The organism is Cupriavidus metallidurans CH34, from assembly GCF_000196015.1.
GTDB classification, from domain to species: domain Bacteria; phylum Pseudomonadota; class Gammaproteobacteria; order Burkholderiales; family Burkholderiaceae; genus Cupriavidus; species Cupriavidus metallidurans.
Genome location: NC_007973.1, coordinates 910,353 through 923,146, shown reverse-complemented (window position 1 = coordinate 923,146; position 12,794 = coordinate 910,353). Strand labels below are relative to the sequence as shown.

General features: G+C 63.6%; 10 protein-coding genes. 2 read left to right on the top strand and 8 right to left on the bottom strand.

The genetic code is table 11. The annotated features are described in order from the left end of the window. Window positions 1–16: 16 nt before the first annotated feature. Complete coding sequence (locus RMET_RS04220; protein WP_011515670.1) at window positions 17–2,119, bottom strand: acetate--CoA ligase family protein; 2,103 nt, start codon at window positions 2,117–2,119, stop codon at window positions 17–19. A gap of 1 nt (window position 2,120) precedes the next feature. Next, complete coding sequence (locus RMET_RS04215; protein WP_011515669.1) at window positions 2,121–2,939, bottom strand: enoyl-CoA hydratase; 819 nt, start codon at window positions 2,937–2,939, stop codon at window positions 2,121–2,123. Between the two features lie 159 nt (window positions 2,940–3,098). Between RMET_RS04215 and RMET_RS04210 the strand changes: the two genes are divergently transcribed. Further along, complete coding sequence (locus RMET_RS04210; RefSeq protein ID WP_017516142.1) at window positions 3,099–3,869, top strand: IclR family transcriptional regulator; 771 nt, start codon at window positions 3,099–3,101, stop codon at window positions 3,867–3,869. A gap of 2 nt (window positions 3,870–3,871) precedes the next feature. Here the strand turns inward: RMET_RS04210 and RMET_RS04205 are convergent, their stop codons facing one another. The 6 genes from RMET_RS04205 to gudD all read right to left on the bottom strand — a co-directional run bounded on the left by RMET_RS04205 (window position 3,872) and on the right by gudD (window position 11,769). Continuing rightward, a complete protein-coding gene (locus tag RMET_RS04205; RefSeq protein WP_011515667.1) occupies window positions 3,872–4,957 on the bottom strand; it encodes an alpha-hydroxy acid oxidase in 1,086 nt (361 codons plus the stop codon). 5 nt (window positions 4,958–4,962) lie between these two features. Beyond that, complete coding sequence (locus tag RMET_RS04200) at window positions 4,963–5,649, bottom strand: Fe2+-dependent dioxygenase (protein WP_011515666.1); 687 nt, start codon at window positions 5,647–5,649, stop codon at window positions 4,963–4,965. A 79-nt stretch (window positions 5,650–5,728) separates the two neighbouring features. Further along, entirely contained in the window at window positions 5,729–8,008 is a 2,280-nt protein-coding gene (locus RMET_RS04195; protein ID WP_011515665.1) for a TonB-dependent receptor, read from the bottom strand. A gap of 450 nt (window positions 8,009–8,458) precedes the next feature. After that, window positions 8,459–9,052, bottom strand: a complete 594-nt coding sequence (locus RMET_RS04190) for a YXWGXW repeat-containing protein (protein ID WP_011515664.1) — start codon at window positions 9,050–9,052, stop codon at window positions 8,459–8,461. Between the two features lie 211 nt (window positions 9,053–9,263). Next, complete coding sequence (locus RMET_RS04185; protein WP_011515663.1) at window positions 9,264–10,319, bottom strand: Bug family tripartite tricarboxylate transporter substrate binding protein; 1,056 nt, start codon at window positions 10,317–10,319, stop codon at window positions 9,264–9,266. Window positions 10,320–10,413: 94 nt separating this feature from the next. After that, window positions 10,414–11,769, bottom strand: a complete 1,356-nt coding sequence (gudD, locus tag RMET_RS04180; protein ID WP_011515662.1) for a glucarate dehydratase — start codon at window positions 11,767–11,769, stop codon at window positions 10,414–10,416. Between the two features lie 162 nt (window positions 11,770–11,931). Between gudD and RMET_RS04175 the strand changes: the two genes are divergently transcribed. Beyond that, complete coding sequence (locus RMET_RS04175; protein WP_008646042.1) at window positions 11,932–12,681, top strand: FadR/GntR family transcriptional regulator; 750 nt, start codon at window positions 11,932–11,934, stop codon at window positions 12,679–12,681. Window positions 12,682–12,794 lie beyond the last annotated feature (113 nt).

Here is a 12,794-nt window from a genome sequence, read left to right as displayed (position 1 = left end):
GAATCGCTGGAACGGACTAGCGCGCCGCAGGAAGCACCAGCGCGTCAAGCATCGCCACACCCTGACCACGCTCGCGCACCGTCAGCGGATTGATCTCCGCTTCCCCGGCGGTCTCCCCGAGCGCCACGAACGCACGCCCGAACGCAGCGATCGCTTCGCAAGCGCCGTCGATATCCCGAAGTGGCGCGTTGCGATAGCCATCGAGCAGCGGGAATGCCTTCAACTCTTGCAGCATCTCGCGTGCGCCCGTGGCATCCACCGGTAACAGCCGATGTGTCACGTCCCGGTAGAGCTCGGTAAGCGTGCCGCCCAACCCCACGGTCAGGGCCGGTCCGAACACGGGGTCTCGTACCGCGCCGACGATCAGCTCCACGCCCTGCGCGGCCATCCGTTGCACGATCACGCCGTCGATGCGCGCGGTTGGCACATGACGCTGCACGTTATCCATCACGACGTGAAACGCCTCGCGTACCGCACCGGCATTGGTGAGCCGTAACTGAACGCCGCCCGCCTCGGTCTTATGCGGCACATCGGCGCTCAGGACCTTCAGCGCCACTGGGAATCCGAGCTCCGCACCGGCTGCGGCTGCGTCGTCCGCGCTCGTCGCAATGCGCTCGTCGATCGTCGGCACGCCATGCGATGCGAACCACGCGCGCGCGTCGTACTCATTCCCGGGAAGCGATGCCGCGGCTGGCGTCGAACCGGCGCGTGACGCGCCGGGCTGCGCCAGCACGCGCCATGCCTTGCGGGCGCGACGCTCGTGCCAGTGGAGGAACGGCGCGAGCGTCTGCATCGTCATGCCGATATCGGTCATGACCGGAATGCCCGCATCGCGCAGAAATTCACGCCGCGTCGAACGGCCAGTGTCGACGGCGACGATGAGCCTGCCGTGCTCCGCCACGACGGTGGCGAGATCGTCGGCCATCCGGTCCAGCAGGTAGCCCGGCGCGTACACAATGATGGTATCGACGGCATCGGAGCTTGCCAGCGCCCCGAGCGCGGTGCGAACGAACCCGGGATCATTGACGACGTTGCCAGTGACGTCGATCGGATTCGACACCATGCCGTAGTCGGGAATGCCTGCCCGCAACGTATCCTGAAGCGCCGACGGCAGCGTCGGCACCTCGAGCCCGGCGCCGATGCACTTGTCCGCCAGGATCGCCCCCACTGCCCCCGAAATGCTGACGATCGCAACGCGCCGGCCAGCGGACCGCTGGCGATAGCGCGCCAGTTCGGCGATATGCGCCATCTGTGCGAAGTCCTGGCACTCGATCACATTGAGCTGGGAGAATGCGGCGCGATAGATCGCCTGGTTGCCGGCCAACGCAGACGTGTGCGAGCGCACGGCTTCGCGCCCTTTGTCTGTTTCGCCGGCCTTGTAGATGATCAGCGGCTTGTCCGCCTCCGCGCACGCCGACGCCGCCTCGATGAACCTCGCGCCGTCACGCAGTTCCTCGATATAGCCGATCACGACATCTGTTTGCGGGTCCTGAGCCAGGTACTCAAGGTACGCCGAGTAGTCGATGCAAGCCTCGTTGCCCGTGTTGATGAATTGGCTGAAGGGCACACCCAGTTCGCGGGCGATGGCGAACACCGCCGCGCAGACGTTGCCGCTCTGCGTCAGCAGGCTCACGCGCCCCCGCTCCGTCTGCGCTGGCGCGGTCTTGAATACCGATGCAAAGGCCGTATAGGCGTGCGTGTTGAGGTTGGCGAAGCCCATGCAGTTCGGGCCGGCCACCAACATGCCGCTTTCCTTCACATAGGCTTCCATGATGTCCTGCAGGGCCGCGCCGCTTTCTCCGGCTTCTGCGAAGCCTGCCGCATAGACGATCGCCGCGCGGATGCCGCGCGCGTGGCAGCGCTTGAGCATCGCGGTCACATCCTCGGCCGCGATCGCGAGCACCGCCAGGTCGATGCCTTCGGGCAGGTCTTCCACCTGTCGATAGCAGCGCAGGCCGAATACGTTCTCGTACTTGGGATTGACCGGGTAGACGGCACCCGCATAGCCGAATCGAACCAGCAGGTCTATCGGCATACCGCCGATGCGGCCCGGATTGTCGCTGGCGCCGATGATCGCGATGGAGGCGGGATTCAACAGGGGTTCGAGCATGTGCGCCATGTCAGCGGGTTCCTTGCTTGTCGGCGTCCACGGCGACATTCTTGACGATGGCCTTGGCAAGGCCGGCATCCCGCGCGCGCAGGAACCCCTCCCCGAGATGAGAGAGCTGATGGGTGTCGAAGTGCGCCGACAGCGCCGAGCGAAGACCCTGCGCGTCCAGCGTGCGGTTCAGGGAGCGCTTGATCAGATGCAGGCCGAACGGCGGCGCCTTGGCGATACGGGCGGCCAGCGCATCGGTTTGCGCTTCCAGTTCCCCTTCCGCGACCACCCGATTCACCATGCCGATGCGCAACGCTTCAGCCGCATCGATCCGATCCCCGGTGAAGAGCATTTCCTTGGCTTTCCTGAGCCCCATGACCCACGGATGAATCAGCACCTCGGTGGCCGCCGCGCCGAGCGAATGGCCGACCGGATCGGAGAAGTACGCCGACTCGGAAGCCACCACCAGATCGCACATATTGGCGATCATGAAGCCGCCGGAGACGCATGCGCCCTGCACTTGCGCGATGGTCGGCTTTGGGAAATCCCAGATGCGCATGCAGTAGTTGAAGTACCGCTCGCTTTCGTACGCCCAGCGCTCCTCCACCGTGAAGTTGGCGCGTTTCTCCTGCGCTTCCTTGAGATCGTGCCCGGCGGAAAAGTGCGCACCGCGACCGCCGATCACCACCACGCGCACCGAGTCGTCGGTGGCTGCTTCGGACATCGCGTGATCCAGTTCGTCCAGCATCCGCTGGCTTTGCGCATTACGGGCGCTTTCGCGCGCCAGCCAGACGCGACGCACGGCGTCGCGCTGTTCGATTTCGATGGTGGTGTAAGGCATCCCGGCTCCTCTGTTCGATGTGGTTTGACGTCTTGGCTGTGTCGAGTGATTCCAATCGAGTGTAAAAGCAGGTATTTTCACAATACAAACACAAGCAACTGTTTTGACCACTATATGGACACCAAGAAAACCCGGAGTACGAGCGAGGGAGAGACAGAAATGCGCGATGAGGCGGTGGGAAGGAAGACCGCGGGCGCGCAAACATTGCGCCGGGGGCTGGAAATCCTGAGGCTGCTGGCCCGCCATCAGGAAGAAGGCGCGACGCTGGCGGATATCGTCACGGAAAGCGGCCTGGAGCGGCCGACGGCATATCGGCTGCTCTGCTCGCTCGAGGAGGAACGCTTCGTCGAGCGCAACATCCACAGCAAGCGCTACCGGCTCGGCATCGACGCTATGCAGCTTGGCGCCGCCGCCGCGGAGAAGGCGCCAATCGTCGATCTGGTCGCGCCTCTGATGAAAAAGCTGGCTCGCGTGTCGGGCGACACGGTCTTCCTGGTGGTGCCACAAGGAGACTTCACGGTCTGCCTGCACCGCGAGGAAGGGCCGTTCCCCGTGCGCGTGTTCACGACGGTGCCGGGCCAACGCCGGCTACTGGGCATCGGCGCTGGCGGCCTCGCGCTGATGTCGGCAATGTCGGACGACGCGATCCGCGAGGTTCACAAGCGCAAGCACGCACTTTATGCCGAAGCCGGAATGCCGATCTCGCGACTACTGGCGGCGGCAGCCAGAAGCCGACGCAAGGGCTATGCGGAGATCGTGGATACCATCACCGAAGGCGTCTCCGGCGTGGGATGCGCGTTCCAGTTGCCGTTTGGCGCGTCGGCGGCCATCAGCTTCGGCGCGATCAGCAGCCGCATGAACGCAAGCCGCCGAGACGAACTCGGCGCGTTGATGGTGCGGGAGCTATCGACGATGAACCCGGCTGGATAGCGCTACGCCGTCCGGCCCATCAACGTCGACGCATCAATATCGCGCAGTGTCGGCCTGCCGAGCAATGCCATCGCGGCTTCCAGTTCGGTTTGCAGCAGCGTCAGCATATGGACCACGCCCGGCATCCCGCCGACCGCCAGCGCGTGCAACACTGGCTGGCCAAGCAGTACCGCGGAGGCACCCAGCGCGATCGCCTTGACGATATCCGTACCGCGCCGCACGCCGCCGTCGAGCAGGATCGGCACGGCACCAGCCACGGCGGCGGCAACAGCGGGCAGCACGTCGATCGTGGCGGGAAGCGTGTCGAGCACGCGGCCACCGTGATTCGACACGATGATGCCCGACACCCCCGCATTCAGCGCGGCAGGCACGTCGGCCGGATTGAGCAAGCCCTTGACGAGTACCGGCAACGTGGTCTGTCCGCATAGCCACTCGATGTCAGACCAGGTAGGTGCATGGGCCAACATACCGCGAAAGATCGGACTCCCGACGCTTGCGCGAATCGGCTCGTTCGCGGCAAACCCAGCAAGATTGACCGCGCTGACGCCATCGGGCAATCGAAACCCCGCGCGCTGCTCGACATTGCGGATGCCGCTGACAGCAGCGTCGATCGTCACCACCAACGCCTTGTAGCCCGCCTGCTCCGCCCTGCGGACCAGCGCCAGCGAATCCTCGCGACGTGGCTGCATGTAGAGCTGAAACCAGAGTGGCGCGGTGGATGCGCGCGCGACCTCTTCCAGCGTGACGCTGGCCTGGGTGCTGACAGTCATCCAGGTGCGGGTGAGGGACGCCCCCTGAACCGTCGCCAGCTCACCGTCGGGATGGACGAGCTTGTGATACGCGGTTGGGGCAATCAGGATCGGATAGTCGAGCGTCTCGCCGAACAGTTCGGACCGGGCCGATGCCTGCGACATGTCGACAAGCGCGCGAGGCATCAGCCTGATGCGCTCGAATGCGGCACCGTTCTCGCGCTGCGTTACTGCATCGGCCGCCGCGCCCGCGATGTAGGCGCGAATCGCCGGGTCCACCCTTTCGTGAAAGCGATATTCGTAGTCACGCAGCGAAACAGTGTCGGTGGGGATCTGCATGGGAGTCAAAGCTCTGCCCAGCGCCTGAGCAGGTTGTGATAGTGGTTGACCAGCGCGAGCACGGCGTCTTTGTCGTCGCCGAGTTGCCTGCGGACTTCCATGATCGTCAGATCGAGTTCGTAGAGCATCGTCCGCTGGCCGTCGTCCTTGACCATCGATTGCGCCCAGAAGAACGAAGCCCAGCGAGCGCCGCGCGTGACCGGAGTCACGGCGTGCAGCGACGACGCAGGATAGACCACCATGTGCCCGGCCGGCAGCTTCACCGTATGGCTACCGTACAGGTCCTTGATCACGAGTTCTCCGCCGTCGTACTCGTCGGGATCGGTCAGGAAGAGCGTGCTAGAGACATCGGCGCGGATACGCATCCCGCCGGTGCCCGGCACGGTACGGATGGCATTGTCCACGTGCGTGCCGAATGTCATGCCGCCTTCATAGCGATTGAACATCGGCGGCAAGACGCGCAGAGGCAGCGCGGCGGAGTGATACGAGGCATTGCGACCCAGCGCGGTCAGGATGAACTCGCCGAGTTCCTGTGCTACCTCGCTATCGACGGGAATCTGCAGATTGAGCTTGGACTGGGCCGCGAGATCGCCCGCAGTAACGCGACCGTCGACCCAGTTCGAACTTTCCAGCCGTTGCCTGCAGTACCGGACTTCCTCCGGCGTGAGGACATTGGGTATCTGAATGAGCATGGCACTTCAAGGTTTGGCGGAGCGGCACAGGTGCGCCGGAAAGCGTATGGTAGCCGCTCCGTGAAGCCCGCGACTTGCGTTAGAACGTCATGCCGACGTTAAACAGGAACGTCCGCCCGGATGCGGGTACGGCACGTGCCACGTTGAACGACGACTGATAGTTCAGGCGATTCGTCAGGTTGTAGGCATTGAGCGACGCGCGAAACTTGCCCTGCTTGTAACCGATCATCGCATCGAGCGAGAAGTTATCGGGCATACGCGCGGTGTTCGCGGTGTCCGCCCAATAGGCCGAGGCGTACTGGAGACCACCACCCACCGTGAGCCGGCCGGGCAGCGGCAGGATCGTGTGCGGAATGTCATAGCTGGTCCAGAGCGTCACATTGTGACGCGAGACGCCAGGGGCGACATTGCCAATCGAGGTAGGCGCCGTGGCCGAGGTGACGATGCCGTCCAGGTAGGCATATGCCATCGTGGCCGACCAGTTGTTCGTAATCCGCCCGCTCAGGCCAATTTCCGCGCCGCGGATGCGTCGGCCTTCACCCGAATCCGAGAAACCGTTGGTGATGTCTCCGGTGATCGGGTCAACCGTGTACGCGTTGTACTTCTTCGTCTGGAAGATCGCACCGGTCACGCCCAGGCGCTTTTCGAGGAAATCCAGCTTGGCGCCCACTTCGATCGTGTCGGCACGCTCTGGCTCGGTGTTGACGCCGTTCTGCGGCACCTCGGACTGCACGCCGCCGACCGCCACCGCGATATCGGTCCCGACCGGACGATAGGTGCGCGAGAACGACGTGTAGAACATGTAGTCCTTGGTCGGCTCCCAGATCGCGCTGATAGCCGGGCTCAGCTTCTTCGAATCGGATACGCCACCGACCGAGGACGCGTTGGTCGAATACTCGCTGCGGAAGTAGTCCCAGCGCAGGCTGCCCATCAACGAGAACTGGTCGTTGAACCAGACGCGGTCGTTGGCGAATACGCCAACGTCGATCGAGTTCGCATCGCGCGTGGTGCCGCCATAACTGACCGTCGCACCCGGGCTGTTGTAGAAAATCGGGTTCATGACGGTCTGGTTGTTCATGCGGCCCGTCCACGTGCCCATGTCGCGATGGTCACGCTGATAGATCGTATCCAGGCCGACCATGGCCTTGTGGCGGAAGCTACCGGTATAGAACTCGCCCTTGGCGCTCAGCACGTTCTGAATGCCCCAGCCGCGCTGCAGATAGGTGGAGCCGCCGCCCGCGCCGTACGACAAACTCACGTTGCCGCCCGCCAGCAACCGCTGCAGGCTCGCGTAGTTGAGCGACGCCGGGTTGGTTGACGAGAAATCGCGCTCGTAGAAGCTGAAACGCGTGTCGTTGTTGATGGTGATGCCGTTGTCGAGTCGTTTCATGAACGACGACGAGACGATATGGGCGTCGGTGATGTCGCGGTCGGTATTGCGGACGTAGGACGTCGACGACGCGTAACCCGGTACGTTGTACTCAGGCAGCGGACGGAAGATGCCATCCGCACCCTGCGCCAGCGGCACACCGAAATCCGGCGCGCCGCTACGGTGCAGGTAGGAGTAATTCAGGTGCCATTCCGTGCTGGTGCCGAGGCCGGTGCCGAAATCGATGGCGATACCGCGGCGGTCGTCGTCGACATGGTCGCGATCCGCGACACGGCCATTCTGGAACACGCCGTTGATACGTACGGCGGACGTATCATTCAGGCGGATATTGCTGTCGACCGTCGTGCGGTACGTCGACGCCGACCCGACGCCCTGGTCGATGCTGGTGCTCGTGTTCAGGTTCGCCCGCTTGGTCGACTGGTTGATCAGACCACCGATATTGCCCACGCCGAACGTCTCACCCGACGGTCCCTTGATCACTTCCACGCTTTCGGTGTTGAAGCTGTCGCGCTTGTATGCGCCGAAGTCCCGCAGACCATCGACATAGATGTCGCCCTTGGCGGAAAGGCCGCGAATGCGGAACTGGTCGCCGTTCTGCCCGCCGTTGCCCTCACCCGTGGAAATCGTAATGCCCGGCACGTTCTTCAGGATCTGTTCGAGCGAAGTGGCCTGCTGCTGCTCGATAACCTCCTTGGGCACGACGTTGATCGTCTTGGGCGTTTCCTTGATGGTCTCCGGCAGACGAGAGATCCCCGTCGGTGCGTCATTGGTGTTTGGAACACCCTTGCCCGTTACCGTGACAGACGGCAGCACATTTCTGTCGTCGGCCGATCCAGCCGAACTCTGACCTTCAGGCGCGGTTTGCGCATGTACGACCAGCGGAACAGCTGACACGGAGATTGCCAGACCGGCTGAGGCCGCGCCAGAAACCAGCACGCGGATGGCACTCGATAGGATTTTTTGCTGCACGGAAGACTCCAGCATGAATGACTTGAAATGACGTTCAGTGCTGCCGCGCCAGTCGAAGTCAGGCCGCGATCCAGCTTCGATCGCGGCCACCTCATTGCGGGAATGCGGTGTTGCAAGGCAAAGGGATACCCACTCGTGTCCGGATGGGACGCGAGAACGTTTTCACTCTCGTGGAATGGCGGGTCACGGCCAACCGGAACAACTGGCGCTGGCCTTGGCCCTTGTCAGGCGGGTGTTCGCATTTGCGATTGAATCAAGTGACGGCAGGAAGCACAGGCTTGTAAATGTAAATTATTCGCATTTACATTGTCAACTATCAAGCACTCTGATTGACCTTATATGCAGACATTTGGAGCCTAGATCCAACGCCGCGCAGCGTCCTTCACCGAACGGCTTCCTGCGTCCCCGTCCGGACCTCGTCGTGGTCCGGGCGGTTCAAGCTACATCAAATCAATACTGTTGCCAGACGCCCCCGGCGAAGGCCCAGCCGCCGCCGTTGCGATACCAGTGCCCGGGCACCCAGAAAGCGCTGTCGCGCCGCGCTTCCCATTGGCCGGCGACCCATTCATGCCGGCCGCCTGACCACCGCCAGTACCCGCCAATCCAGACATGCCCTGGACCGGGCGGTGGCGGCATGACTTCCACGCGTGGCATTGGCGGCGGCACGTTCACGACGATCGGCGCCACACGGGCCTGCTGCACCAGCTCCACCCAGCGCCCGGGATGGAACACCCATTCGCCATGCTCGTTACTCCAGTGCGCGCGCTGGTACACCATGTTCACGCGCGCCTGCTCCCAATGCCCGCCGTTCCATGCATAGCGGCCGCCCTTCCAGGCCCAGTGCCCGGGAATCCAGTAGGCGTCGACATATGGGGCCGGAGGAATTTCCTCGACGATCGGCGCCGGCGGTGCCTGGGTAATGTGTTGCACTTCGACGCGCTCGACATGACGCTGCGGCTCGACGACACAACCGCTCAGGCCGGCGGCCGCAATGCAAACGGCCGAGAGCAGAACAGTGCCGGGAAGTGAAAGACGAGAAGACATCGGGGCGATCCTCCAGAGTTATGTGCCCATAACGGGAGGCGCCGAAACCACGATGACAGACTTACAAACGGTTGCATCGATGTCAGGCCGCACACCGAAGCCTGAAAGCAAAAAGCCCCGCCATCAAGGCGGGGCAAGCACTTCCATGGAGCTACCTGAATTGACCCCCCACAAATTGCGGAGCCGGGCGTGTGCGGCAAGCACACGGCGATCACTCGGCCGTGATCTTGCCCTGCTCGATCACGGTCTTCCACCGCTTGAGCTCCTGCGTCTCGAACTCCGCGAATTGCTCGGGAGAGTTCCCCACGACCTCGAAGCCCTGCTCATTGAGCTTCTGCTGCATCTTCGCGTCCTTGAGTGCCGTCACGATGGCCCCATGCAGGCGCGATTTCACATCGGCAGGCAGGCCCTTCGGCGCCGCCACGCCCTGCCACGAATACACCTCCACGTCCTTCACGCCGCCCTCGGCCATGGTCGGCACGTTCGGCAGCACAGCCGACCGCTTGTCTGACGTTACGGCCAGCGCGCGCAGTTTGCCCGAGCGGATGTGCTGAAGCACCGCGTTGATGTTCTGGAAGGACACGTCCACCTGGCCGGCCAGCAGATCCGAGATCGCGGGCGCGCCGCCCTTGTACGGCACATGCAAGCCATCCGTGCCGCTCTTCTGCCAGAACAGCGCCGCGGTCAGATGGTCGGACGAACCGGCCCCCGACGTGGCGAAGCTGACCTTGCCCGGGTTCTTCTTCATGTAGGCCACCAGTTCTTGCAGCGTCTTGGCCGGGAAGTTCGGATTGGCGACCAGCACATTGGGCGCGCGCACGGCCACGGTGAGCAGGTCGAAGTCCTTGGCCGGGTCGTACTGCAGGTTCTTCTGCAGGAACGGATTGACGGCATAGACACCGATCGACGCCACCATCATCGTGTAGCCATCAGCGGGTGCGCGCTTGACGAACGTCGCGCCGATCGCGCCGGTAGCCCCCGGCCGGTTGTCGATCACGAACGGCTGACCAAGCTTCTCGTTGAGCGGGGCCGCCAGCATCCGCGCGATGGTGTCGGTGGAACCGCCAGCCGGGAACGGCACGACCACCGTAACGGCCTTCTGCGGCCACGCGGTGGTCCCGGTGGTGTTAGCCAGCGCGGTGGTGCTTACGGTCGCCCCGGCGGCCAATGCGATGGCCACACCAAGGCAGCGGCGCAGCAACGTGGAGAGGTGGGACACGCGCCGCGTGCCCCCTTGCGCCGCAATGGGCGAGAGTGTCTGGAACATCGTTTGTCTCCTGCTTTGACGAAAAGCGTTTGGCTTGTTGTTATCTGTCTGTCGTGGCGAAACACCCACTGCCCCCGCCACGCGGCATGGCCCGTCAGCGCACCATGCAGGGCATCTTGTTGTTGAACTTCCAGCCAGGGATCAGGAACTGCATCGCGATCGCATCGTCGCGCGCGCCGAGTCCCTTTTCCTGATAGAGGCGGTTGGCGCGCGCGAGCGCATCCATATCCAGCTCCACGCCCAGACCAGGTGTCTTCGGTACCTGCACCAGGCCACCTTCGATCCTGAGCGGGTTGCGTGTCAGGTGCTCACCGTCCTGCCAGATCCAGTGCGTGTCGATTGCCGTCACGCGGCCCGGCGCGGCGGCGGCCACATGCGTGAACATCGCCAGCGAAATATCGAAGTGATTGTTCGAGTGCGAGCCCCAGGTCAGCCCCCACTCCGCGCACATCTGCGCCACGCGGACCGAGCCCTGCATGGTCCAGAAGTGCGGATCGGCCAGCGGAATGTCGACCGAATGCAGGCGCACCGCATGACCCATCTGACGCCAGTCGGTGGCGATCATGTTGGTGGCCGTAGGTAGTCCGGTGGCAGTGCGGAACTCGGCCATGATCTCGCGGCCCGAATAGCCGTCCTCGGCGCCGCAGGGATCCTCCGCATAGGCCAGCACGCCATGCTTGTCGCGGCAGAGGCGGATCGCGTCGGCCAGCAGCCAGCCGCCGTTCGGGTCGAGCGTGACGCGTGCTTTCGGAAAACGCTCATGCAGCGCGAGGATCGCCTCCATTTCCTCGTCACCGCTCAGCACGCCACCCTTGAGCTTGAAATCGTTGAAGCCGTAGCGCTCGTACGCGGCCTCGGCCAGTCGCACCACGCCTTTCGCATCCATCGCCACTTCATTGCGCAGGCGGAACCATTCGTTGTCCGCATCGGGCTCGGTGCGATAGTCAAGCGTCGTACGCTGGCGATCACCGACGTAGAACAGGTAGCCCAGCATCTCCACCGCGTCGCGCTGCTGGCCTTCGCCGAGCAGGGCCGCCACGGGCACCTGAAGGTGCTTGCCGAGCAGATCGAGCAGCGCAGCTTCAAGCGCGGTCACGGCATGGATCGTGATGCGCAGGTCGAAGGTCTGCAGACCACGTCCCCCGGCATCGCGGCTCGCGAACGTGGCTCGAACCTTGTTCAGCATCGCCTGATACTGGCCGATCGGTTGACCCACCACGAGCGGGCGCGCGTCCTCGAGCGTCTTGCGAATGCCCTCGCCGCCCGGCACTTCGCCAACGCCGGTATTGCCTGCGCTGTCGCGCAGAATCACGATGTTGCGGGTGAAGTACGGGCCGTGGGCCCCCGACAGGTTCATCAGCATGCTGTCGTGGCCGGCGACGGGGACAACGGTCAGTTCAGTGACGACAGGCGTGGCACCAGCGGCGCCTTGAAGGGAAGCGGCATTCATGTCGGTTGTCTCCGGGCCGGCGCTGCCACAACGTGAGGGTAGCTGCAAGCACCTGTGTGTTATCGGTCGTCGTATGACTTATGACGAAGTATAATGAGCGCATCACTACACGGTCAACAACCAGTGATCGCCACTGGCCAAGATCCAAGATATCTGCCCGCCATGTCCAATGCCCCGCTGACTTCGCCCGCTCCCCTGCGCCGCCGTGGCCGCACGCTCGCCGAAGAGGTGGTCGGCAGCCTGACCGAGAATATCCAGCAGGGCCAGCTCAAACCGGGCGACAAACTCCCGACCGAATCCGAAATCATGGCCAGGCTCGGCGTGAGCCGCACGGTGGTGCGTGAGGCGCTATCACGGCTGCAGGCCAGCGGCATGGTGGAAACGCGCCACGGCATCGGCACTTTTGTCCTGAATCGCCCCGCGGAAACGCAATCGCCGTTCCGCATCGACCCTTCGGCCATTGTCACGGCGATGGATGTGCTGGCAATGCTGGAATTCCGCGTCAGCCTGGAAGCCGAAGCAGCCAGCCTGGCTGCCACGCGCCGCAGTGACGACCAACTACGGGCAATTCGCCGGGCACTCGACGACATCAAGCACAGCGCGCTGGAGGGCAGCGATGCGGTAGGTGCCGATTTCGAGTTTCATCTGTCTATCGCACGCGCCACGGGCAACCGATACTTCACGGACATCATGGGCCACCTCGGCACGATGGTGATCCCGCGCAGCCGCCTGCAAGTCAGTCAGCCCGAGCGCGAGCAGTATCTGGAACGCGTGAATTTCGAGCACGAAAGCATCTACGACGCCATCGAGCGACGCGACCCGGAAGCCGCCAAGGCTGCCATGCGGATGCACCTGACCAATAGCCGGGAGCGTTTGCGCAAGGCATCTGCAATGGCGGGATCGGCGGCCTAAGGCACGCCCGTTATATGTTGCCCGCGGGGGAATCCCTACGGGCGACGCGGTTGCGGCATGCTGCGCCATGTCATATGATGTCTTACGACAAAACCACTTCCAATCTGATGTGA